The organism is Pseudarthrobacter ribosi (genome assembly GCF_055412865.1).
Genome location: NZ_JBVAYZ010000020.1, coordinates 48236 through 73012, shown reverse-complemented (window position 1 = coordinate 73012; position 24777 = coordinate 48236). Strand labels below are relative to the sequence as shown.

The 24777-nt window shown below is 66.4% G+C and carries 20 protein-coding genes, 1 tRNA gene and 1 pseudogene; 18 read left to right on the top strand and 4 right to left on the bottom strand.

The features are described from left to right. The first annotated feature begins 199 nt into the window (after window positions 1-199). Both ACZYZ5_RS16815 and ACZYZ5_RS16810 read left to right on the top strand, forming a co-directional pair. Window positions 200-796: a hypothetical protein gene (locus ACZYZ5_RS16815; protein ID WP_463903240.1), complete on the top strand. Its 597-nt coding sequence runs from the start codon at window positions 200-202 to the stop codon at window positions 794-796. A 1715-nt stretch (window positions 797-2511) separates the two neighbouring features. Then, window positions 2512-3107 (top strand): annotated as a pseudogene (locus ACZYZ5_RS16810) (recombinase family protein). 178 nt (window positions 3108-3285) lie between these two features. Here the strand turns inward: ACZYZ5_RS16810 and ACZYZ5_RS16805 are convergent. Together ACZYZ5_RS16805 and ACZYZ5_RS16800 are read right to left on the bottom strand one after the other, a co-directional pair. Then, window positions 3286-3999, bottom strand: coding sequence for a response regulator (locus ACZYZ5_RS16805; protein ID WP_463903238.1), 714 nt, complete (start codon window positions 3997-3999; stop codon window positions 3286-3288). Continuing rightward, window positions 3996-5693: a sensor histidine kinase gene (locus tag ACZYZ5_RS16800; protein ID WP_463903236.1), complete on the bottom strand. Its 1698-nt coding sequence runs from the start codon at window positions 5691-5693 to the stop codon at window positions 3996-3998. The genes ACZYZ5_RS16805 and ACZYZ5_RS16800 overlap by 4 nt, the downstream gene beginning before the upstream one ends. Before the next feature lie 138 nt (window positions 5694-5831). On the opposite strand from ACZYZ5_RS16800, the gene ACZYZ5_RS16795 reads away from it, so the two are divergent. The 10 genes from ACZYZ5_RS16795 (at window position 5832) to ACZYZ5_RS16750 (ending at window position 15740) form a co-directional block, all read left to right on the top strand. After that, window positions 5832-7187 carry a cation:dicarboxylate symporter family transporter gene (locus ACZYZ5_RS16795; RefSeq protein ID WP_463903234.1) on the top strand — a complete coding sequence of 452 codons (1356 nt, stop codon included), beginning with the start codon at window positions 5832-5834 and terminating at the stop codon, window positions 7185-7187. A 303-nt stretch (window positions 7188-7490) separates the two neighbouring features. Next, window positions 7491-8390: a ParA family protein gene (locus ACZYZ5_RS16790; RefSeq protein ID WP_307463244.1), complete on the top strand. Its 900-nt coding sequence runs from the start codon at window positions 7491-7493 to the stop codon at window positions 8388-8390. Window positions 8391-8398: 8 nt separating this feature from the next. After that, window positions 8399-9247 (top strand): segregation and condensation protein A, encoded by an 849-nt coding sequence (locus tag ACZYZ5_RS16785; protein ID WP_463903232.1) that lies wholly within the window; start codon window positions 8399-8401, stop codon window positions 9245-9247. Window positions 9248-9354: 107 nt separating this feature from the next. Continuing rightward, the gene (scpB, locus tag ACZYZ5_RS16780) at window positions 9355-9963 is read left to right on the top strand and encodes an SMC-Scp complex subunit ScpB (RefSeq protein ID WP_463903261.1); all 609 of its coding nucleotides are present in this window, start codon (window positions 9355-9357) and stop codon (window positions 9961-9963) included. 112 nt (window positions 9964-10075) lie between these two features. After that, window positions 10076-11368 (top strand): pseudouridine synthase, encoded by a 1293-nt coding sequence (locus ACZYZ5_RS16775; protein ID WP_463903230.1) that lies wholly within the window; start codon window positions 10076-10078, stop codon window positions 11366-11368. A gap of 2 nt (window positions 11369-11370) precedes the next feature. Continuing rightward, on the top strand, window positions 11371-12480 hold the full coding sequence (locus tag ACZYZ5_RS16770; RefSeq protein ID WP_463903229.1) for a prephenate dehydrogenase: 1110 nt from the start codon (window positions 11371-11373) through the stop codon (window positions 12478-12480). Then, the gene (gene cmk, locus ACZYZ5_RS16765) at window positions 12480-13208 is read left to right on the top strand and encodes a (d)CMP kinase (protein WP_463903227.1); all 729 of its coding nucleotides are present in this window, start codon (window positions 12480-12482) and stop codon (window positions 13206-13208) included. Before ACZYZ5_RS16770 ends, cmk begins: the two co-directional genes overlap by 1 nt. 79 nt (window positions 13209-13287) lie before the next feature. Continuing rightward, window positions 13288-13968: a lysophospholipid acyltransferase family protein gene (locus ACZYZ5_RS16760; RefSeq protein WP_463903259.1), complete on the top strand. Its 681-nt coding sequence runs from the start codon at window positions 13288-13290 to the stop codon at window positions 13966-13968. Next, window positions 13965-15515, top strand: a complete 1551-nt coding sequence (gene der / locus ACZYZ5_RS16755) for a ribosome biogenesis GTPase Der (protein WP_463903225.1) — start codon at window positions 13965-13967, stop codon at window positions 15513-15515. The genes ACZYZ5_RS16760 and der overlap by 4 nt, the downstream gene beginning before the upstream one ends. 148 nt (window positions 15516-15663) lie before the next feature. Next, window positions 15664-15740 (top strand) — tRNA-Pro (locus ACZYZ5_RS16750). A gap of 85 nt (window positions 15741-15825) precedes the next feature. Here the strand turns inward: ACZYZ5_RS16750 and ACZYZ5_RS16745 are convergent. Further along, window positions 15826-16695, bottom strand: coding sequence for an Fpg/Nei family DNA glycosylase (locus tag ACZYZ5_RS16745; RefSeq protein WP_463903223.1), 870 nt, complete (start codon window positions 16693-16695; stop codon window positions 15826-15828). A 144-nt stretch (window positions 16696-16839) separates the two neighbouring features. Here ACZYZ5_RS16745 and gcvH point away from each other — a divergent pair, with 144 nt between their 5' ends. From gcvH to ACZYZ5_RS16720, 5 genes are all read left to right on the top strand, one after another. Further along, the gene (gene gcvH, locus ACZYZ5_RS16740; RefSeq protein WP_463903221.1) at window positions 16840-17226 is read left to right on the top strand and encodes a glycine cleavage system protein GcvH; all 387 of its coding nucleotides are present in this window, start codon (window positions 16840-16842) and stop codon (window positions 17224-17226) included. A 153-nt stretch (window positions 17227-17379) separates the two neighbouring features. Further along, window positions 17380-17856 (top strand): FHA domain-containing protein, encoded by a 477-nt coding sequence (locus tag ACZYZ5_RS16735; protein WP_463903219.1) that lies wholly within the window; start codon window positions 17380-17382, stop codon window positions 17854-17856. Window positions 17857-17879: 23 nt separating this feature from the next. Beyond that, window positions 17880-18596 (top strand): transcriptional regulator FtsR, encoded by a 717-nt coding sequence (gene ftsR / locus ACZYZ5_RS16730; RefSeq protein ID WP_463903217.1) that lies wholly within the window; start codon window positions 17880-17882, stop codon window positions 18594-18596. Further along, entirely contained in the window at window positions 18596-19099 is a 504-nt protein-coding gene (locus ACZYZ5_RS16725; RefSeq protein WP_463903215.1) for a bifunctional nuclease family protein, read from the top strand. Before ftsR ends, ACZYZ5_RS16725 begins: the two co-directional genes overlap by 1 nt. 271 nt (window positions 19100-19370) lie before the next feature. Next, the gene (locus ACZYZ5_RS16720) at window positions 19371-19967 is read left to right on the top strand and encodes a MerR family transcriptional regulator (RefSeq protein ID WP_463903213.1); all 597 of its coding nucleotides are present in this window, start codon (window positions 19371-19373) and stop codon (window positions 19965-19967) included. A gap of 122 nt (window positions 19968-20089) precedes the next feature. On the opposite strand, the gene ACZYZ5_RS16715 is transcribed toward ACZYZ5_RS16720, so the two are convergent. Next, window positions 20090-20941, bottom strand: a complete 852-nt coding sequence (locus ACZYZ5_RS16715) for a ParA family protein (RefSeq protein ID WP_463903210.1) — start codon at window positions 20939-20941, stop codon at window positions 20090-20092. Between the two features lie 363 nt (window positions 20942-21304). Between ACZYZ5_RS16715 and ACZYZ5_RS16710 the strand changes: the two genes are divergently transcribed. Then, the gene (locus ACZYZ5_RS16710; protein WP_463903208.1) at window positions 21305-24700 is read left to right on the top strand and encodes a pyruvate carboxylase; all 3396 of its coding nucleotides are present in this window, start codon (window positions 21305-21307) and stop codon (window positions 24698-24700) included. The last annotated feature ends 77 nt before the right edge of the window (window positions 24701-24777 follow it).

Below are 24777 nucleotides of genomic sequence, written 5' to 3'. Positions count from 1 at the left end.
TCGAAGGGTGCCTCGATAAACCAGATTGGATCCATAAACGGCAGCTGCATTTTCAAAGTATGCCCGTCCAGGATCAGAAACTGGCCGAGGCACTCGTGCCCGTTGGGGGATCCTCTAACGGACCGGCTTACTGGCATAGTGGCGCGAACGAGGAGAGCGCTCCGATGTAGATACTCAGGGCGTAGGCAAGAATGGGCGTGTGCCACCCATTCCTGATGCCCACCTTGCAGTATTCAATCGCCTGATGCTCCGGGCACGGCAACTCTTCGGTGATGCCGTTGCGGAGGAACTGATCGCCCCGGATACACATCGACTACCCAGCTTCCGGGTCGGCGACCTGTCGGCGATCGGTGAACAGTGGCTCGTGGTCGCAATCTCGCCTGGCTCCTATCCGTTCGTTTACGCTCGGTGGTGGGAGTTTGACTGGGACTCTGATCTTGATGAGGCGATTGCTGTGCTCGAGAGTTATCAGGAGAGGTTCTTGCTGGCTCCCAGTGCTGGGGATATTTTCGCGGCCCGACTTATCGCGCTGGTGGGCAGCGATGGTGAGGTAGATGTGGCAACGTATCAGCCAGAGTTTGACCGGAGCCTGACAGTGCGGCCACGGCGTTCCGCGGCAATGCCGCTCAAGGTCCACATCATCAGCGGTTACCTCATCGTCATCGACAGTGACCACCTGGGGTGGTGGACTTTCGGGGGTGATTTCGGGTCCGACGGTGTCGCTGAAGCATGGAAAGTGATCGAGCAGTTAGTCGTTCGGGGCGGCATTGTTCACAGCACACGTCGGTCCTCGTAACTTCTGACCCCTGACGGTGTCGTCGTCAGCGGACCGCATAGCGATGGCGTGCGCACCAGGCGCACTCAGAATCTGTACTACCCGCCGTACCGTTAGTACGCGAAGGTCCGTGTCGAACCGCGGGATCTCGATACTGCTGTTTCTCCAGAAAACGACCAGGTTGTCTCAGTAAAGGATCCTCCACCGGGCTCTTTCAGGGCGTGTAATTCTACCCATCGGCCACATTTGATGCTGAGACCGTCAGCGGTCAAAGCTCCAGTCGGTCACAAACAGGCGCCCGTTAGCCGCTGGGATGTTCCAGGACTGAACCTATCCCCGGCCATTCAGTGCTGCACCTTATTGGTGGCGGCACCTATTCCTGCTAGGTTTCCCCGTAATCGTTGGGGAAAAAATGAATATTCGGCTTCGCCGCGCAGTTGGCACCTTACTGCTGTCGGTCATAGGGATACTGTCGGCTTCTGCTTGCGCGCAACCGGGTGAGCCAGCCTGTGAAGCACCAACGCCCACACCGGCCCCGGTCCCAACCAGCACATCTGAGTCTGGCGCAGACTCTACCGCCCATCCGCCGGCACCCTCGCCGAGCCCTTCTGACACTTGCTTGGATCACACACAAATATCGCGATAGGCAACTCATTGGGGGAAATCCCACTCCGCGTACCCTGGCCGTCCTCTATGTTGTCCCACAACCACCGCCACAATCACCCGTCACAGGTGCAACTTTCGGGACAGTGCATGGATTGTGACTATTGACCCGAAACGGCGGCTAAAATCGCAGCTCGAAATGGCGGTTTTACCGTTCCGTTTAGGGAACGCTGACCGGACGGAATATCGACTCGACGATGCGCGAATGACAAGAGCGGCGAGAAAAGAGCCGGCGGGAGGAAAGCTACCCTCAACGGGCACGCCCTGAACGAGCAGCAAGGCCATTTCTAGGCCCCGTTGGAACCGGAGTGAGTCTTCTTGGACTGCCGCCACATCACCACGAGGCCGTAAATTCAGCGCCATTTCCCTGACCGGACACGAGTGACAGATCGCTTCTCGCACTTGAATTAGGAAAGCCGCGTTAGAGCTCGGGATGCTTAGGGTCTTTGCCTCGTTCGCGCCAGTAGTCGTCTCGCTGCTTGCGCACGAACCGTACGAGGTAAACAACCATGGCCACCGTGATGAGGGCTTGGATGACGATGATGATCCACTCCCATTGGTCGCGTAAGTAACTCCGCTGGCAGCAATGCTGGAATCAGGACGACCGCCACGGCAAACAAGACCAAGGCAACCAGGGTGGGGAGCGCGATAGGCCTTCGTTGCGGAGAATTCATGGCTCACCCTATCCATTCCGATCCTGAAAGACGACCTTCCTGAGTCTGAAGACGACAGTCTGCGGTTGACCCGGAACGGGTTTGCCCGTCCGTAAGGGAATTTCCAGGCGAGACTGAAGCCGAACACTGACCGAGTAGAAAAATGTCCGTCCTACTCGTGTACTCCAAAGTGGCGAGGGAAGGACAGCCCGGGACAAGGCAATCCCCAACGGGCAGGCAAAACCGAATACATGGGCCCCTTGCCCTTTGTGGCCGGTGGGGTGTGTCCGTTTTAACGGTCCTCCACCGGTGGCACACACCGCTGAACTGCATCATTGCGAGCTGGGGTCCATCAGCGTTTCGTAAGATCCGTCCGGTGAATTGACCGGTAAGGGGGCGTTATATGACACACCATTTTCCATGTCTAAAATATTGGTCGGCTACGCGCGAGTGTCCACCGAGGCGCAAGACCTCACTGCGCAGCGTGATGCCCTGGCTGCCCTTGGCGTTGAGTCTGAACGAATTTATGTTGACCACGGCTTTACTGGCACAAACAAGAACCGCGATGGACTTCGCGAAGCCCTGGCCGCGTGTCGGGCGGGGGATACCTTCGTCACGAAACTTGACCGCTTGGCCCGTTCCGTCCGGGATGCCCACGAAATTGCAGATGACCTCGCTAACCGCGAAATCAAACTCAGCATTGTTGGATCCGTTCATGACCCCGTTGACCCGATGGGCAAACTGCTGTTCAACGTGCTGGCGATGATCTCCGAGTTCGAAGCCGACCTCATCCGCATGCGCACCCGTGAAGGAATGAAGGTTGCCAAGCCCAAGGGCGGGCTACGAGGGAACAACCGAAACTCACCGTCAAACAGGAAAACCATCTCCTCGAACTACACGCCGCGGGGGGACACAGCAAGGCAGAGCTGGCCGAGCTGTTCAACGTCGGTCGCTCCACGGTCTACCGGGCAATTGAACGCGGGCAACGCAGGACGGCCGAACCAATACGCCCCTGAGAATCACTGTTCATAGGAGTACTGAGCGAGAGGTGCGAAGCGTGCAGGGAAGTACTGAAAATTCAACGCTCTAACTGGCCTGCACAACCTTGGAAACACGCGGGCTGTGCAGGGGAGTACTGAAAATGACAGGCAGTAATGCGGCGGTATCCGTCGACACTGAGGAAGATGCGTCCGCTTAGGTTTGCCTCCAGCGGTACTCGTTCTCTGGCCGGCCGGGCGCGCCGTAGCGCGCGGACCGGGTGACCGTGCCGGCGTCGGCGAGGTATTCCAGGTAGCGCCGGGCAGTCACCCTGGACATGCCCAGGGCATCCGTCACCTCGCTGGCCGACACGGCCCCGGACTGTAGCTTCATGAAATCCTGCACCGATTCCAGCGTGGACGCGGCCAGCCCCTTGGGCAGCGGCAGCTCCGAGGGCGCCCGCAAGCTCGCGAAGGCCTGGTCCACATCGCTCTGCGACGCGCCGGGGCCGGCCTGCCCGGCGGCGGGGGAGGCCAGTTGCTCCCGGAAGAGCCGGTACCTGGTGAGCTTGTCCGCGAACGTGGCGAACGTGAAGGGCTTGATCAGGTACTGCACGACGCCGGTGGCGACCGCGCTGCGGACGATGTTCAGTTCCCGGACGGCGGTGATGGCGATGATGTCCGCGAACAGCCCGCCGGCACGCATCCGCCGGGCGATGTCGAGGCCATGCAGGTCCGGCAGGTTCATGTCCAGCAGGACCAGGTCAACCGGAGTCCCCGCCGCCGCGAAGTCCGTCATCAGCCGGAGCGCCGACTGACCGTCCGGAGCCGTGCCCGCCAGCGCGAATCCCTCCAGCCGGCCGATATAGGCGGCGTGGGCCGCCGCCGCGATGGGCTCGTCTTCGACGACGAGCACTCGGATGTCGCTCATTGCTGTCCCTTGCTGGTCAGTGCCGCCGGCGTTGATGCCGCCGTTGATGCCGCCGGCGACGTCGGCAGCGTGACATGGAACAGCGCACCGGCCGGGCTGGTGATTGTCATGGTACCGCCGAGCCGCTGCACGGCCTGGCGGACCAGGGCCAGGCCGAGGCCCCGCCCGAACGGCCCCGGGGTTTTGGTGCTGAAGCCGTGCCGGAAGATGTCCTCGACGGCCTGCGGATCGATCCCCGGCCCGCTGTCCTCCACCGTGATCTCCAGGGCCAGGGCGGAATTTTCCACCGTGAGCTCGACGAGTTTCGGGGCCGGGGCCTCGGCCGCGGCATCGATGGCATTGTCCAGCAGGTTGCCCAGGATCGCCACGAGGTCCTGCACGGCCAGCCCGGACACGCCGGCGGGGCCGCTCCCGGTCCCCGCGGTGTTCAGGGTCAGCTCGACGCCGCGCTCGTGGGCCTCCGCGGCCTTGCCCATGATGAGCGCGCCGAGCACCGGCTCCTCAAGGGAACCCACCACGTCATCGGTCAGCCGCTGGCTCAGCTCAAGGTCCTGGGTGGCGAAGTCGAGAGCCTCCGCGCCGCGCCCCAGCTCCATCAGCGAGACGATCGTGTGGAGCCGGTTGGCGTGCTCGTGGGTCTGGGCACGCAGGGCATCGGAGAGGGTGCGCATGGTTTCCAGCTCGCTGCCCAGCGACTCGATCTCGGTGCGGTCCCGGATCGTGGCCACGGTCCCGTACACGGCCGCGCTGCTGCGCCCGCCGGCAGCACCGGGCCCGACCGCCGGCCCCTGGTTCACCACGAGGATCCGCGAGCCGGTCAGGTGGATCTCGTCAAGGGCGGTCCGGCCCGCTTCGAACAGCTCCCTGAGGCTGGGGGCCAGCGGGAGCTCCGCGAGCGACGGCGCGTCCTGCTGCCCGTCGCCGGCCGATGCGCCGCCGTCGGACGCACGGGGAGTGAGGCCCAGCAGTTCGGCGGCCTGGTCGTTGTACATCACCACCTTGCCCTTGGGGTCGATCAGGATGACACCTTCGCGGACCGAGTGCAGGACCGATTCGTAGTAGGCGAAAAGCTGGGCGAGCTGCTCCGGTCCCCAGCCGCGGGTGACCTGGCGCAGGTACCGCCCCAGCAGCCAGGACGCCACCGCTCCGCCGGCCAGGAGGGCCAGCCCGATGGCCACGAGCGCCGGCAGCCTGCCGGAAACGGCGATGTCCACGGTGCGCACGGTCACGCCCGCCGCAACCAGCGCCCGCACCGTGCCGTCCGCGTCCTTGACCGGGGCGATGGTGCGCACCGAGGGGCCGAGCGTACCGGCCATCATCTCGGTGAACACCTGCCCGTCCAGGGCGGCATCGATCGAGCCGATATAGGGCTTCCCGAGTTCCTCTTCCCGGGGGTGGGTCCACCGCGTGCGGTCCGGCGCCATGATCGTGATGAAATCCGCGCCCGCGTCCGCCGTCACCTTCAGGGCATACGGCTGCAGCAGTGCGGTGGGATCCGCGGCGTCCGCCGCCTCCAGCACGAGCGGGCTGTCCGCCACCGCGGTCGCGACGGCCGCCATCCGCCGGCCGGCCTCGTCGTAGGCGTGGTCGCGCGCATCCACGAACGTCGCGGTCCCGACGACCGCCGTGAGGGTCAGCATAAACAGCAGATGGGCCACAAACAGCCGTCTGGCGATGCTCCAGCGGTGGATCATCCACACCTTCCATGACCAATATGAACGCAACGGTGATGCGCGTCACTCCATCCCCAATGATGGTGGAACACGCAGAACGGACGTGATGGGCCCACAGCCTGTGCCGCACCGACGTCCAGCCTATCCAAGGAGAACACCATGACCTCTCAACGAGGAGAGTCAGCGGCCTCGGCCGCGACGCCGGTCAAGAAGCGCAAGGGACTCGACAAGTCCCATTATCTCTACATTGCGGTCATCGCGGCCGTCATCCTCGGCGCCCTCGTCGGGCTGATGTTCCCCGAGTTCGCCAAATCCCTGAAGCCGCTGGGTGACGGGTTCATCAAACTCATCAAGATGATGATCGGCCCGGTCATCTTCTGCACCATCGTGCTGGGCATCGGTTCGATCGCCAAGGCTGCCACGGTCGGCAAGGTCGGCGGCCTGGCCCTGGGTTACTTCATGGTGATGTCCACCTTCGCGCTGGCCATCGGCCTCGTCGTCGGCAACCTGATCCACCCGGGCGAGGGCCTCAAGCTCGCCCCCTACGACCCGAGCAAGAAGGCCGCCACGGACAGCACGGTCGAGTTCCTGCTGGGCATCATCCCGGGTGACATCCCGGTCCTGCCGACCCTGCTCGCCGCGCTGCTGGTCGGTTTCGCCCTCCAGCAGATGGGCACCCAGGGCGCTCCGATCCTCAAGGCCGTCGGCTACGGCCAGGCCCTCGTCTTCCGTATCCTGGTCATGATCATGTGGCTGGCCCCGGTCGGAGCCTTCGGCGCGATCGCCGCCGTGGTCGGTGCCACCGGCATGCAGGCCATCCTCAGCATGGCCACCCTGATGGGTGCCTTCTACATCACCTGCGCCCTCTTCATCGTGGTGATCCTCGGCGGCCTGCTCAAGGTCGTCGCCGGCCTCAACATCTTCCGGCTGATGAAGTACCTCGGCCGCGAATACCTGCTGATCTTCTCCACCTCGTCCTCCGAAGCCGCCCTGCCCCGCCTGATCGCGAAGATGGAACACCTCGGTGTGTCCAAGCCCGTCGTCGGCGTCACGGTCCCCACCGGCTACTCCTTCAACCTCGACGGCACCGCCATCTACCTGACCATGGCCTCGCTGTTCGTCGCCAACGCCATGGGCACCCCGCTGGACCTCGGCGCCCAGGTCTCGCTGCTGATCTTCATGATCATCGCCTCCAAGGGCGCTGCCGGTGTCACCGGCGCCGGCCTGGCCACCCTGGCTGCCGGGCTCCAGGCCCACAAGCCGGAACTGCTCGGCGGCGTCGGCATGATCGTCGGCATCGACCGGTTCATGTCCGAGGCCCGCGCCCTGACCAACTTCACCGGCAACGCCGTTGCCACCGTCCTGATCGGCACCTGGGTCAAGGAGATCGACGGCGCCCAGGTCGAGCGGGTCCTCTCCGGGAACGAACCGTTCGACGAGCAGACCATGATCGCCGGACACAGCGCACCCGAGGAAGCACCGGCACCGGCACAGCCCGTCCTGGCCAACGCCTGAGCTGTTCCAGCACCCCTCACGAACCATCAACGACCGCCCGGACGCCCGCCAGCGTCCGGGCGGTTTTTCGCGCCGCGGCAGGAACCTTCGACTTCTACCAGAGGGTTGAGGCTCAAATATTGGCCGCTGTCAAGGTCCACGGAATACCGTGTCGGGCGCTGTAGCCTTGGGAGGAAATAAGATCGGCGCTGGAAGTCCAGCGCAGAAATATCCAGCAGGCAGAAACATCAAAGCCGGCAGCAATACCAGGCACGACAATCACCAGGCACGACCATCACCGTCATCGAAAGTGTGGATAGATACGTGAGCAGCGAACAGGGTTCAGCAACTCTGGAAGGCACCGAACTCGATCTGGAAGACGCCGTCATGGGCCCCACCGGGCGCCCTCAGCGCGACTTTCCGGAGCCGGCACGGCTGTCCTCCCACGGTCCAGCGCGGGTCATCGCCATGGTCAACCAGAAGGGCGGAGTGGGGAAAACCACCTCCACCATCAACCTTGCGGCCGCGCTGGCGGAATTCGGCCGCCGGGTGCTCGTGGTGGACTTCGACCCGCAGGGTGCCCTCTCCGCAGGCCTGGGCATCAACCCGCACGAACTGGACCTCACGGTCTACAACGTTCTGATGGACCGCAAGGTCGACATCCGCGACGCCATCCACAAAACCGGTGTGGAAAACCTGGACCTGCTCCCGGCCAACATCGACCTCTCCGCCGCGGAGGTCCAGCTCGTCAACGAGGTCGCCCGCGAACAGGTGCTGGACCGGGCCCTGAAGAAGGTCGAGGATGACTACGACGTCGTCCTGATCGACTGCCAGCCCTCCCTGGGCCTGCTCACGGTCAACGCCCTGACGGCCTCCCACGGCGTCATCATCCCGCTGATCTGCGAGTTCTTCGCGCTGCGCGCCGTCGCGCTGCTGGTGGAGACCATCGACAAGGTCCAGGACCGGCTGAATCCGCGGCTCCAGGTCGACGGCGTCCTCGCCACCATGTATGACGCCCGCACCCTGCACAGCCGCGAGGTGATCTCCCGCCTGGTGGAGGCGTTCGGCGATAAGGTCTTCGAAACCGTCATCAAGCGGTCCATCAAGTTCGCGGACGCCACTGTCGCGGCCGAGCCGATCACCAGCTACGCCGGCAACCACATCGGCGCCGATGCCTACCGCAACCTGGCCAAAGAACTGATCTCGCGCGGCGGCGCGCCCTAGTCAGGGCCGTGGCAGCGACAGGCACCCCGACGGCGGAGCGTTCGCCGGCCGGGAAGACACCCGGCTTCGAGGTCCGGCTGGCCAACTTCACCGGCCCCTTCGACCTCCTCTTGGGCCTGATCTCCAAGCACCAGCTGGACATCACGGAGGTGGCGCTGTCCACCGTCACCGATGAGTTCATCAAGTACATCAAGCGTTTGCAGAACCTGGGCGAGGAATGGGCCCTTGATGAAGCCAGCGAATTCCTCGTCATCGCCGCTACCCTGCTCGACCTCAAGGCGGCCCGGCTGCTTCCCGCCGGCGAAGTCGAGGACGAGGACGACATTGCCCTGCTGGAAGCCCGCGACCTGTTGTTCGCGCGGCTCCTGCAGTACAAGGCGTTCAAGCAGGTCGCGGGCATGATGGGTTCCACCCTCGAGCTCGAGGGCCGCCGCTTCCCGCGGCAGGTCGCGCTCGAAGGACACTTCGCTGCGCTGCTTCCGGAGCTGCTCTGGAAGCACACCCCGCAGCAGTTCGCCGCCCTGGCCGGGAAGGCCCTCGCGGCCAAGGACGCCGCGCCCGCCGAGATCGGCCTCGCCCACCTCCACGGCGCCCCCGTCAGCGTCAGGGAGCAGGCCGAGCTGATGGGTCTCCGGCTCCAGCGCGGCGCCCCGCTCACCTTCCGGGCGCTCATCGCGGACGCCGAATCCACCCTCGTGGTGGTGGCACGCTTCCTGGCGCTGCTGGAGCTGTTCCGGGACAAGGCGGTGGCCTTCGAGCAGCTGCAGCCGCTGGGGGACCTGACGGTCCGCTGGACCGCCGACGGCGGGTCCTGGAGCAGCGACACACTGAGCGAAGAATATGAGGAGCAGCAGTGAAGGAACCCCGATCCGGACAGGCAGCCGGACAGGCAGCCGGACAGGCAGCCGCCGACCCGGCAGCACACGACGCCGGCCCCGGCGACGCCGGTCCCGACGTCGCGAGCCTGCCCGGCGGCGGCCGGGCAGCCCTTGAAGCAGTCCTGATGGTGATCGACGAGCCGGCAACGGCGGCCGAACTCGCCGCCGGGCTGAACCTGACCGTCGACGTCGTCGAGGAACTGCTCGCGGAACTCCAGCGGGAGTATAACGGCTATACTGTTAATGCCCCGGATGTGCACGACGCCAGTTCCAACGGCTTCGGTGCCACCCCCCGGGGCTTTGAATTGCGGAATATCGCCGGAGGCTGGCGGATCTATTCCCGCGCTGAGTTCGCCGATATCGTCGGCGGATTCGTGCTGGAGGGACAGACAGCCAGGCTGACGCAGGCGGCGCTCGAAACGCTCGCCGTCATCGCTTACCGCCAGCCCGTATCAAGGGCGCGGGTGTCTGCAATTCGAGGAGTTAATGTTGACTCTGTCGTGCGGACGCTGACGCAGCGGGGGCTGATCGAGGACTCGGGAACAGATCCTGAATCCGGGGCCATCCTCTACCGCACGACGTCGTATTTCCTGGAGCGGATGGGAATCGGCTCGGTGGCGGAATTGCCGCACCTTTCACCCCATCTTCCGGGGCTGGAAGGCATCGAAGAGTTCTACGACGCAGCAAGAATGTAGGCAGGAACAAACTGCCTGCGCACGAGTATCCACCAGGGCAGAAGCTTTTTGCCCCAGCAGGCGGGTGTTGTCGGGAGACAGCGGCCGTCGGCCAACAAGCGAAGGACGGGTCATGACACAGGCGGGACGCCAGGGTTCACCACGTAACGGTTCGGGACGCAACAGTGCCGGACAAAGCAGTGCCGGACAAAGCAGAGGTCAGGGCTCAGGCCGCGGCGCGCAGGGCGGCTCCGGACGCAGCGGCGGAGCCGACTACAAAGGAGGTTCAGGCCGCGGCGCGCAGGGCGGCGGAAGCCGCACCGGGGGAGCAGGCTTCAAGGGCGGCGGAGACCGCCCCTTCAAGCACCCCAAGCCCCGCGAAGAGGCCTTCATCGATCCGGACCTGCAGGGTCCCGACGGCACGCCGCCGGCAGCCCGGCCGGCTTCCGGCGACTGGAAGTCCAAGGCGCCCTCCGGCAAGGAGGCAGCCCGCAAGGCCGCCGCCCGCAAGCCCGGCTTCGGCAAGGCCCCCGGCACTCCCGGCGCCCTCAAGCCCAAGCCGCGCACCGGCGCCCCCAAGGCCGCGGGCCCCCGCGCCTTCGGCAGCGAACGCTTCGGCCAGAACCTCGGGCCCGTGCGCAAGCCGGCCCGCAAGCGCGGCCCCCGCGCCGACGTGCCCCAGTCGGACCTGCACGACCAGGACGGCATCCGCCTCCAGAAGGTCATGGCCTCCGCCGGCGTCGCCTCACGGCGCGTCTGCGAGGAAATGATCGCCGAGGGCCGGGTTGAGGTCGACGGCCAGGTCGTCACCGAGCTCGGCGTCCGCGTCGACCCGAAGAACGCCGTGATCCACGTGGACGGCCTGCGCATCCAGCTCGACGAGAACATGGTCTACATGGTGTTCAACAAGCCCAAGGGTGTTGTCTCCACGATGGAAGACCCGGACGGCCGTCCCTGTATCAGCGACTTCGTCCGCAACAGCCACGGCGAACGCCTGTTCCACGTCGGACGCCTCGACGTGTCCACCGAGGGGCTGCTGCTGCTGACGAACGACGGCGAGCTCGCCAACCGTCTGACGCACCCCTCCTACGAGGTTCCCAAGACCTACCTGGTGCAGGTCCGCGGGCCGTTCCCGCAGGGCATCGGCGCCGAGCTGAAGGCCGGCGTCGAACTCGAGGACGGCATCGCATCGGTTGACTCCTTCAAGCTGGTGGACTCCACCCCGGGCCACGTGCTGATCGAGGTCGTGCTGCACTCGGGCAAGAACCGGATCGTCCGTCGTCTCTTCGACGCCGTCGGTTTCCCGGTGCTGCGCCTGGTCCGCGTGAAGGTCGGCCCCATCGGCCTAGGCGACCAGCGCCAGGGCAGTATCCGCAACCTCGGCAAGCAGGAAGTCGGCCACCTGCTGGCATCCGTAGGGCTGTAGGCATGTCCGCCTTTCGCACCCACGGCCGCGGCCACCTCAACGGTCCGGTGGTGGTCGTGGGGACCGGGCTCCTTGGCACCAGCATTGGGCTGGGCCTGAGGGGCCGCGGAGTGGCAGTCTTCCTCTCCGACCCTTCGCCCACCAACCAGGCCGTCGCCGTCGATATCGGCGCCGGCCTGCCTTTGGCGCGCCTGGACGGCGAGCAGCCGGAACTCGTGGTGGTCGCCGCACCGCCCGACGTGACGGCGGACGTCGTGGAACGTGCCCTCACGGACTACCCGGCGGCCACGGTCGTGGACATCGCCAGCGTGAAGGCGGGCATCCAGGCCGAGCTCCGGGCCCGGGGCGCTGACCTCGGCCGCTACGTGGGCACTCACCCGATGGCTGGCCGTGAAAAATCGGGCCCCGTCGCAGCCCGCGGCGAGCTCTTCACCTCAATGCCGTGGGTCCTGTGCCCCGCGGACGAGACCCTGCCCCAGGCCCTGCAGGCAGCGCGCGCACTCGCCGTGGACCTGGGCGCCGTCGTGTCGGAATTCGGCGCCGAGGAACACGACGAGGCCGTGGCGCTGGTCTCGCACGTGCCGCAGGTGGTGTCCTCGCTCGTGGCCAGCCGGCTGCAGGGCACCCCCCTGCATGCGCTGTCCCTCGCCGGGAACGGCCTGCGGGACGTCACCCGGATCGCGGCAAGTGATCCGACCCTGTGGGTGCAGATCCTCGGCGCGAACGCGGACAAAGTCGTGGAGATCCTGCACGGCCTCCGCGAGGACCTCAACCGGCTCATCGGCACGCTTGAGAACCCGACCGCGGCCGGTGCCCGGCTCGACCTGGCCCAGCTGATCAGCGAAGGCAACGCCGGCCAGTCTCGGATCCCGGGCAAGCACGGCGGACCGCCGCAGGCCTACTCCTGGCTGACCGTCCTGGTGGATGACACGCCCGGACAGATCGCCAGGCTGCTGACCGAGATCGGTGAGATCGGCGTCAACCTCGAGGACCTCCGGCTGGATCACTCCTCGGGCCAAAACGTGGGCATGGTGGAAATCTCCGTGCTGCCGAACAAGCACGAACTCTTAATCGAAGCCCTCAATGACCGTGGATGGCGGGTACTCCAGTAATGACCCAAGAACTTATCGAAACCGTGGACGTCCTCCGCCCCGGAAAGAGCCTTGTCGTCGCCATCGACGGGCCGTCCGGATCGGGCAAGTCCAGCGTCAGCAAAGAAGTGGCACGCCGGCTCAAACTGGCTTACCTCGACACCGGCGCCATGTACCGTGCCCTGACCTGGTTCTGCCTGGACAGCGGCACGGACCTGAACGACGGCGCCGCCGTCGAGGCCGCCTCCAAGAGCTTCCCGCTGGAAATCAGCACAAGCCCGCTGGAGGAATACGTGCTGGTCGGCGGCACCGACGTCACCCTCGCGATCCGCGAGCCGTCGATCTCGGCCGCCGTCAGCGCCGTCGCCACCACCCTCGGCGCCCGCACCGAACTGATCCGCCGGCAGCGCGAGCTGATCGAAAAGCACCACCGCCGCATGGTGGTCGAAGGCCGCGACATCACCACCGTCGTCGCGCCCCACGCCGAGGTGCGGATGCTCCTCACCGCGAGCGAAGAGGCGCGCCTGCGCCGCCGGGGCATCCAGCTCGGCGGCAGCCAGAACGCCGAACAGCTCGCAGCGCAGGTCACCGAGCGCGACGCGAAGGACTCGACCGTGGTGAACTTCACCCGGGCCGCCGATGGTGTGGTGACGCTGGACTCCTCGGAGCTCGACTTTGCCGAGACCGTCGGCGCCGCACTCAGCATCGTGAACAGCATCGTCAACCACCAGGCCCTCCACCGTGACTGATCCCGGGCAGCAGACTGCTGTTCCGTCCCCGGCCCGGGCCGCGCTGCCGGCCCGCTGGACCACCATCTGGAGCCGGCCCGTGGGCTGGACCCTGAACCACGTCCTCTACCGGACGTCGGTCACCGGGCGGTCCAACGTGCCGGCGACCGGTCCGGTGATCTTCGCCGGCAACCACATCAGCTTCCTGGACGGACCGGTCATGTTCGGGGCGTCACCGCGCGCCATGCACATCCTGGTCAAGCAGGAAATGTTCACCGGCTTCCTCGGCCGCGTGCTGCGGGCCTCCGGACAGCTGGCGGTGGACCGCTCGGGTGACCGGGCGGCCCTCCTCGCGGCCAAGGGCGTGCTCGACGCCGGACGGTGCGTCGGCATTCTTCCCGAAGGCACGCGGGGCAGTGGAGAAGCCTCCGCCATCAACAAGGGGGTGGCCTGGCTCGCGCTGAACTCCGGCGCGACCGTGGTGCCCGTGGCCATCCTCGGGACGCGGACGGGCGGCGAACACCTCGACGCCGTGCCCCGGCTGCGCCGGAGGCTGCACGTCAGCTTCGGCGGAGCCCTCAATGTCAGCCGCAGGCCCGGCGAGACCGGGCGTGTTTCAATGGACAGGGCCGGAACCGAGATCCGCGCCGCGCTGGCCCGCCATGTCCAGGACTCGATCCAAAGAACCGGGCAGCCCTTGCCCGACGCGGATTCCCCGCAAGAACGTCATGAAGCAGTAGCCGGGACGCCGGCAGATCACCCCATAAGGAAAGTGCAATGAGCGATACGACTCAAACCTCCGGCCAATTTGGCGCCGGCGAAGACGAATACACGCCCACCGGCACGGACCAGGTGGCCGAGAACCTCGCCGCCCTGGACGATGATGAGGCCGAGGTCCGTGCGGCCTCCCTCCGGGCCGGCCTGGACGACTACGATCTGGACGAAGACGACGCCGCCCTCCTGAGCGGCGAGTACGACGATGAGGAATTCGACGGCCCGGTCAAGCTTGATCCGGTCCTGGCCATCATCGGCCGGCCCAACGTGGGCAAGTCCACCCTGGTGAACCGCATCCTGGGCCGCCGCGAAGCCGTGGTGGAAGACACCCCCGGCGTCACCCGCGACCGGGTGATGTACTCGGCCACCTGGAACGGCCGGAACTTCACGGTCGTCGATACCGGCGGCTGGGAGCATGATGCCCGTGGCATCCACGCCCGCGTTGCCGAACAGGCCGAGATGGCCGTGGAACTCGCCGACGCCGTGCTGTTCGTCGTCGACTCCGCCGTGGGCGCGACCGCCACGGACGAAGCCGTTGTGAAGATGCTCCGCAAGTCCAAGAAGCCGGTCATCATCGTGGCCAACAAGGTGGACGACTTCGCGCAGGAAGCCGACTCGGCCACCCTCTGGGGCCTCGGCTTCGGCGAGCCCTACCCGGTCTCGGCCCTGCACGGCCGCGGCGTCGCCGACCTGCTGGACCACGTCATGGACACCCTTCCCGAGTTCTCCACGATCGAAGGCCTGGAGCGCTCCGGCGGTCCGCGCCGCATCGCCCTGATCGGGCGTCCGAACGTGGGCAAGTCCTCGCTGCTGAACAAGCTGGCCGGTTCCGAGCGCGTTGTCGTGGACAACACCGCCGGCACCACGCGTGACCCGGTCGATGAATTCATCGAACTCGGCGGCCGCACCTGGCGTTTCGTGGACACCGCCGGTATCCGCCGCCGCCAGCACATGGCGCAGGGCGCCGACTTCTACGCCTCACTGCGGACGCAGAGCGCGCTCGAAAAGGCGGAGGTCGCCGTCGTGCTCCTCGCGGTGGACGAAGTGCTCAGCGAGCAGGATGTCCGCATCCTGCAGTTGGCCATCGAATCCGGCCGTGCCCTGGTTCTCGCGTTCAACAAGTGGGATCTGCTGGACGATGAGCGCCGCACCTACCTGGAGCGCGAAATCGAGCAGGACCTGGCCCACGTGGCCTGGGCGCCGCGCGTCAATATCTCGGCGCTGACCGGGTGGCACAAGGACAGGCTGGTCCCGGCGCTCGACACGGCCCTGGAAAGCTGGGACAAGCGCATTCCCACCGGGCGGCTCAACGCCTTCCTCGGCGAGCTGGTCGCGGCGCACCCGCACCCGGTCCGCGGCGGCAAGCAGCCCCGCATCCTCTTCGGCACCCAGGCCTCCAGCCGTCCGCCGAAGTTCGTGCTCTTCACCACAGGCTTCTTGGACCCGGGCTACCGCCGCTTCATCACCCGCCGGCTCCGGGAAACCTTCGGATTCGAGGGCACGCCGATCGAGGTCAACATGCGTGTGCGGGAAAAGCGCGGCAAGAAGCGTTAATTCCGCCACACCTTGCCCGTGGCATGCTGAAAGTGTCACGGGCACCCTCCGGAATCGTGTAAGCTTTTGGAGGTGGTTCGGCCGGACTGCTCAGTTGAAATTCTCTTCACAGGAGAATGACAGCGGGAGCGGAGAACGGCGGAACCAACGGGCTGTAGCGCAGCTTGGTAGCGCACTTGACTGGGGGTCAAGGGGTCGCAGGTTCAAATCCTGTCAGCCCGACCAGCAGAAAGTACCCCGCCATTCCCGACCAGGGAGCGGCGGGGTTTTCTGTTGTCCGGGTGCTGTTGTCCGCGGCCGGAGCCGGCGGCTACTTCAGGAAGCGCGATGTCCGGCGGTCGGCCAGGATTTTTCCCTGCGTCTGGCAGCCGGGGCAGTACTGCAGGGCCGTGTCCGCGAAGGACACCTCGCGGACGGTGTCCCCGCACACCGGGCACGCCTCGCCCGCCCGCCCGTGGACCCTCATGTGGCTCCGTTTGGTGTCCTTGAGTTCACCGGGCGGTTTGCCGCTGGCTTCCCGCAGCGCTGTCCCCAGAACGCTATGGATCGCGTCGTAGAGCCGCTCGACGGCCTCCCGGTCCAGGGACCTGGCAAGGGCGAACGGCGAGGTCCGGGCCGCGTGCAGGATCTCGTCGCTGTAGGCGTTCCCGATGCCGGCGATGACGCTCTGGCTCCGCAGGACACCCTTGATCTGCTGCGAACTGGAACCCAGGATCCCCGCCAGGGCATCGACGTTGAACCCGGCGCTGAACGGATCCGGTCCCAGCGCGGCAATCCCGGGAACGTCGGAGGGATCCCGGACGACGTACACCGCCAGGCTCTTCCTGGTGCCGGCCTCGGTCAGGTCGAGGTCCACCGGGCCGGAGCCGCCGGAAAACGACAGCCGCACCGCAATGTGGCCTTGGCCCAGTTTCAGGGGCGTGCCCGTGGGAGCGTCGGTGAAGCGGACCCAGCCGGCCCGCGCCAGATGGAAGACAAACGACAGCCCGCCGGCCTCCAGGCTGACGAACTTGCCGAAGCGGCGCACGCCGGTCACGGTCCGGCCCGCCAGCTCGGAGATGGGGGGATCCGCCGTTTTGAGCACCGCGAAGGAAACGACCTGGATCTTCGTGACGGCAGCGCCGAGCAGGTGCGCGGCCAGGAAGTCCGTCAGGGCAGCCACTTCCGGAAGCTCGGGCATTGCCTAGCCGTTACCGGGAATTTCCGTCATCGCCCCATCATGCCAGAGTCCTCCCCGGGCCCGACCGGATATGCCTATACTTTCAGCGGCGGACGTTCACATGCCGCCGTCGATATTGGTGATTGACCCGATGAAAGGCCCGTCATGAGCATCATTCCCGAAGAGCTGTCCTACACCGCAGAACACGAGTGGGTTTCCGCCCCGAACGCCGACGGTGTCGTGCGCGTGGGCATCACGGATTTTGCCCAGGACGCCCTTGGGGACGTCGTCTATGCCCAGATGCCGGAGGTCGGCACGACGATCAAGGCAAATGACGTGATCGGCGAGGTCGAGTCCACCAAGAGCGTCAGCGACATCTACGCCCCGGTTTCCGGTGAAGTGGTGTCCCGCAACGAGGCCCTGGACACGGATTCCGCCCTGATCAATTCCGATCCTTACGGCGAGGGCTGGCTGATGGAAATCAGGCTGGCGGAAGCCGACGCGATCGAGTCGCTCCTCAGTGCATCGGAGTACGAACAGCAGGTAGGCTAAAGCTAAAGGCCATTCGGTACGGGTCGTTGTTGTCAACGTTGGGAAACCAGCCAAACAGCGCCCCGCCGAAGGGTTGAATCCCGGATTTGCCAGCCACTTCCGGACGGTATGCGTTGTTTGCAGGGGGGACACCTGCAGCGAATGGAGGAATCAATGTTTGGGCACGAACGCAACAACACCGGTGACGGTTTTGGCACGGGTGGAGTGAAGTCTTCGGAGACCACGTCGATCAACCTCACACCGGTCCGCGATGAACCCAGCATCACCCCGAAACTCTCGGCGGAGGAGTGGTCCGCCGTAGAGGCGCTGCCCTACGGTTCGGCCCTGCTGGTCGCGCACAGCGGCCCGAACATGGGCGCGCGCTTCCTGCTGGACTCGGACGTCACGACGGCGGGCCGGCACCCGGACGCCGACATCTTCCTCGACGACGTCACGGTCTCGCGCCGGCACGTCGAGTTCCGCCGCACGGCGCGCAGCTTCGAAGTGGTGGACGCCGGAAGCCTGAACGGCACCTACGTGAACCACGACCGCGTCGACAGCGTCGAGCTGAAGTCCGGCAACGAAGTGCAGATCGGGAAGTTCCGCCTCACCTTCTACCTCAGCCCTGCCCGCGCAGCAGGCAACGTCTGATTCCGGGGTAGCTGCCTGTGGCCATGGCACACGCGGAACGGCGCGGACCCCAGGTTCTGAACATCGGGGAAGTCCTGGCTCAGCTGAGCGACGACTTCCCCAGCATGACCGCGTCAAAAATCCGGTTCCTTGAGGAAAAAGGACTGATCAACCCCCAGCGGACCCCCGCCGGGTACCGGCAGTACGGCGAGAACGACGTCGAGCGGCTGCGTTTCGTGCTGGCCCTCCAGCGCGACCAGTACCTGCCGTTGAAAGTCATCAAGGACTACCTCGACGCGATCGACCGCGGTGAACGTCCGGAGAACCTGCCTCCCGGCGTGACGGTCTCGCCGCGGATCGTCTCCGAGGAACTGGCCTCCGAGCTCCAGAACCGGGTCCGCCGGCTCAGCGAGGAACAGCTCCGGGCCGAGTCGGGCGCCAGCGTGCCGCTGGTCGAATCGCTCCTGAGCTACGGCCTGATCGGCCACGTCAACGGCAAATTCGATGAGCACGCCCTCCAGGTCGCACGCGCCTGCGTCCAGCTGGAGAGCCACGGTCTGGAACCACGGCACCTGCGGCCGTTCCAGGCCGCCGCCGAACGCGAGTTCGGGCTGGTGGAGCGCGCGGTGGCCACCCTGACCTCCCGCAAGGATGCCGCGTCCCAGGCTCGTGCAGCCGAAGCCGCCCGGGAGATCAGCGAGCTGTGCCTGACGCTGCACCGCGCCCTGGTCCAAGACCGCATCTCGAGGATGGACATCTGATGATTGAGGTGGAAATTGTAGGCGTGCGGATAGAACTTCCGTCCAACCAGCCGCTCGTGCTGCTCAAGGAGATGCACGGGGAGCGGCATGTGCCGATCTGGATCGGCACCCCCGAGGCCAGCGCCATCGCCCTGGCCCAGCAGGGGGTCGTGCCGCCGCGTCCCATGACCCACGACCTGCTGATCGACGTCGTCGAGACCCTCGGCCACACGATCGTCAGCGTCAACATCGTGGCCGTGGAGGACAACATCTTCTATGGGCAGCTCCAGTTCGAGAACGGGACCACGGTCAGTTCCCGGGCCTCCGACGCCCTCGCGCTGGCCCTCCGCGCCAAGTGCCGGATCTGGTGCGCGGACGCTGTGATGGAAGAGGCCGGCGTGCGGATCACCGAACACGACGAGGGCGAGGACACCCACCCGAATCCCGCCGTTGACGAGGAAGGGGAGCTGCGCCGTTTCCGCGAGTTCCTCGACGACGTCGAGCCCGAAGACTTCGCCGGTTGAGCGGGCTGACATCACGTCAAGGTTAAAGTCGAGGATGAAAGTTTCGACACGCCCCGGCAATATCCCGAACGTCTTTGACCTTGGGCCCCGGCAGGCCTAACGTCAGAAGTACAGGTTCCCATTGCACGCAACAGCCGCTCAGGTCACACTGGAAGGTGCAGCCCGGCGGAATCACACGGATGAATTTTATCCACCCGTGGTTTCTTTTCGCTAGGGATAACCGGTTGTTACTGCAAAAGTCCGCAGGGGAGCCATGACAAGGAGGATCCACGTGAGTCCGAAAGGCGAAGCAGGCGAGCTTAACCAGCCCTCGACGGCCGGTGTAGCCGTGCCGGCCAGCGGTGCCCAGGGTCTGCTGTTCACCGAGGATCTCCCCGTTCTGGACGAGGATGCGGGCTACCGCGGCCCGACCGCGTGCAAGGCCGCGGGCATCACCTACCGCCAGCTGGACTACTGGGCACGTACCGGGCTGGTCGAGCCCGCCGTCCGTGGCGCCGCAGGGTCCGGCTCGCAGCGCCTCTACGGATTCCGCGACATCCTGGTCCTCAAGGTCGTCAAGCGACTCCTTGATACCGGCGTTTCCCTGCAGCAGATCCGCACCGCCGTCGAGCACCTCCGGGAGCGCGGCGTCGAGGATCTCGCCCAGATCACCCTGATGAGCGACGGCGCCAGCGTGTACGAGTGCACCTCGGCCGACGAAGTCATCGACCTCGTCCAGGGCGGACAGGGCGTCTTCGGGATCGCTGTCGGCCGTGTCTGGCGGGAAGTGGAAGGCAGCCTCGCGGCGCTCCCCAGCGAACACGCCAGCGTCCAGACCTTCCCGGACGACGAACTCAGCAAGCGCCGGGCCACCCGCAAGATCGGCTAGGCGCCGGCCCCAACCAACGAAAAGCAACGCGGGGCCACCTGGCGCCCATCACGGAACTGATGGATGGGCGGAAGGTGGCCCCGCGTTGCTTTTTAGTTTCGTCAGCGGGCCCCGGCGTGTGGCTAGCGGTTGACGCGGTCCCGGACCCGGGCAGCTGCCGGCCGGCTGTCCGCAGCAAGCAGGTTGGCCAGCAGGGCGTCGAACAGGGCGGCAGCGTTCTTGGCCGAATCCCCGGGCCAGTGATGGATGGAGTGGGCGGCGCCCTGGATTTGCTGCCAGTTGGCCTGCTCCGGGATGTGCGGTGACAGCAGCAGCCCGCCGAACATGGACTCCATTTCAGCGAGCCGGAAGGTGTGCTCGGCGGATCCGCTGCGTACCCGGTTCGCGACGATGCCGGCCGGGGAGAGGTTCGGGGCAAATTCCTGCCGGAACAGCTGGATGGCCCGCATGGTGCGCTCCGTGCCCGCCACCGAGAAAAGCCCGGGTTCGGCCACCAGGGTGACCTTGTCGCTGGCGGCCCAGGCCATCCGGGTGAGCCCGTTCAGGGAGGGCGGGCAGTCCACGAGGACCAGCTCGTACTTGTCCGCACCGGCCAGCACTGTGGAGAGCCGGCGCAGGTCGCGGCGCCAGAGGTCGGGGCGGTCGTAAATGCCGGTGAAGGCGGAGCCGACGGCCACATCCAGTATGGCCGGCGAGAATCCTGCGGGAGCCGCGCCGCTGCCGGCGGCGCGCTCCACCCAGCCGCTGGGGACCACGTTTTCGGAGAGGCGGGCCCGCCGGGGGGACTTGAGCATCCGGCCGATGTCCTGCTGGTCTCCCGGCCGGACTCCGAGGGCCGTACTCGCATCCGCGTGCGGATCAAGGTCGACGACGAGGGTGGGGATGCCGGCGGCCAGTGCCGCGGACGCCAATCCGGTGGTCACCGATGTCTTGCCGACACCGCCTTTGAGGCTGCTGATGCTGACTACTTGCACGTGAAAAACCAATACCTAACGCCGGTTGCCGGGACGGGGTCCTGCCGGCTCCTGCGTTCTCCGGAGCCGTGGCGAGCATGCGCCACCCACCTCCTCATCATATGTTGCCGCCCCGCCGAAACCTGCCTCATCTGGTGCCGGGGCGGCAGATCATGGATAAGCTGCACCCGGGGCCGGAATCCGTCCCCGCCTGATGTACCGTCCCTGATGTGCTTGCCTGAAGTATCTGTCTGATGTATTCGTCTAATCCGGCATACGTGACGCGCTTCGCTGTGACGGTCGCCACAATAATTTGTGTTTGTCCGTGCAGGTCTTAGACACTGTGACCAATTACCGATACACCCGCGATGATGCAGGAGAAGTATGTTTTCGAAGATTCTGGTGGCCAATCGCGGCGAAATCGCGATCCGTGCCTTCCGCGCCGGCTACGAACTCGGTGCCAAAACTGTCGCCGTCTTCCCGAACGAGGACCGCAACTCCATCCACCGACAGAAGGCCGACGAGGCCTATCTGATCGGTGAAGAGGGCCACCCCGTCCGGGCTTACCTCGACGTCGACGAAGTGGTGCGCGTGGCCAAGGAATCCGGGGCCGACGCCATCTACCCCGGCTACGGTTTCCTTTCCGAAAACCCGCGCCTGGCCCGGGCCGCTGCCGCGGCCGGCATCACCTTCGTGGGGCCGCCCGCCGAGGTCCTCGAACTGGCCGGCAACAAGGTCGCCGCCCTCGAGGCGGCCCGCAAGGCCGGCGTCCCGGTCCTGAAGTCCAGCCAGCCCTCCAAGGACCTGGACGAACTCATCGCTGCCGCCGACGAGATCGGCTTCCCCATCTTTGCCAAGGCTGTTGCCGGCGGCGGCGGGCGCGGCATGCGCCGCGTCGAATCCCGCGACGCCCTGCCCGAAGCACTGCAGGCGGCCATGCGCGAAGCCGACGCGGCGTTCGGCGACCCGACCATGTTCCTGGAGCAGGCCGTGCTGCGCCCCCGCCACATCGAGGTCCAGATCCTGGCCGATGCGGAGGGCAACGTCATGCACCTCTTCGAGCGCGACTGCTCCATCCAGCGCCGCCACCAGAAGGTCATCGAGATCGCCCCGGCGCCTAACCTCGACGAGGGCATCCGGCAGGCGCTCTACCGCGACGCTGTGAAGTTCGCCAAAGCGCTGAACTACGTCAACGCCGGGACCGTGGAATTCCTCGTCGACACCGTGGGGGAGCGGGCCGGCCAGCACGTCTTCATCGAAATGAACCCGCGGATCCAGGTCGAGCACACCGTCACCGAGGAAGTCACCGACGTCGACCTTGTCCAGGCACAGCTGCGCATCGCCGCCGGCGAAACCCTCGCGGACCTGGGCCTCTCCCAGGAGACGGTCCAGCTCAAGGGCGCCGCCCTGCAGTGCCGCATCACCACGGAGGACCCGGCCAACGGCTTCCGGCCCGACGTCGGCAAAATCACCGGCTACCGTTCGGCCGGCGGCGCCGGCGTCCGGCTCGACGGCGGCACCGTCTATTCCGGCGCCGAGATCAGCCCGCACTTCGACTCGATGCTGGTCAAGCTGACCTGCCGCGGCCGCGAGTACCCGGCCGCTGTGGCCCGGGCCCGCCGGGCCCTCGCCGAGTTCCGCATCCGCGGCGTCTCCACCAACATCTCGTTCCTGCAGGCTGTCCTGGACGACGCCGACTTCATCGCCGGCAACGTGGCCACCTCCTTCATTGACGAACGCCCGGAACTGCTCAAGGCCCGGGTCTCCGCGGACCGCGGCACCAAGCTGCTGACCTGGCTCGCCGAAGTCACCGTGAACAAGCCCAACGGCGAGCTCACGGTCCACAGCGATCCCGCCGCCAAGCTCCCGGCACTGGACGACGCCGCCGCCGCGCAGGGCTCCCGCCAGCGGCTGCAGGAGCTGGGCCCGGAAGGCTTCGCGAAGGCCCTGCGCGCGCAGAACGCCGTCGCCGTCACGGACACCACGTTCCGCGACGCCCACCAGTCGCTGCTGGCCACCCGGGTCCGCACCCGCGACCTCGTGGCCGCCGGCCCGGCCGTGTCCAAGCTCCTCCCGGAACTGCTCTCCGTCGAGGCCTGGGGCGGCGCCACCTACGACGTTGCGCTGCGCTTCCTCGGCGAGGATCCCTGGGACCGGCTCGCGGCGCTGCGCAAGGCGCTGCCGAACGTGTGCCTGCAGATGCTCCTCCGCGGCCGCAACACGGTCGGCTACACCCCGTACCCGGAAGAGGTGACGGTGGCCTTCGTCAACGAGGCCGCCGCCACCGGCATCGACATCTTCCGCATCTTCGATGCGCTCAACGACGTCAACCAGATGGCCCCGGCCATCCGCGCCGTCCGCGACACCGGCACGGCCGTCGCGGAGGTGGCCCTGTGCTACACCGCTGACATGCTGGACCCGGACGAGACGCTCTACACCCTGGAGTACTACCTGGAGCTGGCGCAGAAGATCGTCGACGCCGGCGCGCACATCCTGGCGATCAAGGACATGGCGGGGCTCCTGCGTCCCGCCGCCGCTGCCCGCCTCGTGACGGCCCTGCGCGATCGCTTCGACCTCCCGGTCCACCTGCACACGCACGACACCGCCGGCGGGCAGCTGGCCACGCTGCTGGCAGCGGTCGACGCCGGAGTGGACGCCGTGGACGTGGCCTCGGCCTCGCTCGCCGGCACCACGAGCCAGCCCTCAGCGTCCGCGCTGGTGGCAGCCCTCGCGCACACTCCCCGCGACACCGGGCTGAGCCTGGCGAACGTGTGCGCCCTGGAACCGTACTGGGAGGCCGTCCGCCGCGTCTACGCACCGTTCGAATCCGGCCTTCCGGGCCCCACCGGCCGGGTCTACCAGCACGAAATCCCCGGCGGCCAGCTCTCCAACCTGCGCCAGCAGGCGATCGCGCTGGGCCTCGGGGAACGGTTCGAGGCCATCGAGGACATGTACACCGCGGCCGACCGGATCCTCGGCCGGCTCGTGAAGGTCACACCCTCCTCCAAGGTCGTCGGCGACCTGGCCCTGCACCTCGTGGGACTCAACGCCGACCCCGCGGACTTCAACGAGAACCCGCAGAAGTACGACATCCCGGATTCCGTGATCGGCTTCCTCTCCGGTGAACTGGGCGATCCTCCCGGAGGCTGGCCGGAACCGTTCCGCAGCAAGGCGCTGCAGGGCCGCACCGTCAAGGTCCGCGACGTCGAGCTCAGCGCCGAGGACAGCGCCGCCCTGAAGTCAGATTCAAAAACCGTGCAGCAGACCCTGAACCGGCTGCTCTTCGCCGGTCCCACCAAGGACTACCAGAAGAGTGTGGAATCCTACGGCAACCTCTCGGTGCTGGACACCCGCGACTACCTCTTCGGGCTGCAGCGCGGCGCCGAGCACGAGATCGAGCTGGAAAAGGGCGTCCGCCTGATCGCCTCGCTCGAAGCGGTCTCTGAACCGGACGAGAAGGGCATGCGCACCGTGATGTGCACGCTCAACGGACAGTCCCGCCCGGTGGTGGTCCGTGACCGGTCCGTGGTCAGCAACGTCAAGGCCGCCGAACGCGCCGACACCTCCCAGCCCGGCCAGGTGGCCGCCCCGTTCGCCGGTGCCGTCACCCTGACCGTCAAGACCGGGGACGCGGTCAAGGCCGGCGACACCGTCGCCACGATCGAGGCCATGAAAATGGAAGCCTCCATTACGACGCCGGTCGCCGGCACGGTCTCGCGCCTCGCCGTGGGCGCGATCGAACAGGTCCAGGGCGGGGACCTGCTGCTGGTCATCGAATAGCCGCCACGCACGACCGACCGCGCGGCACCACCGCGCGGCAACAAAGAAGGGTCCTTCCGGCCGAGAGGCTGGAAGGA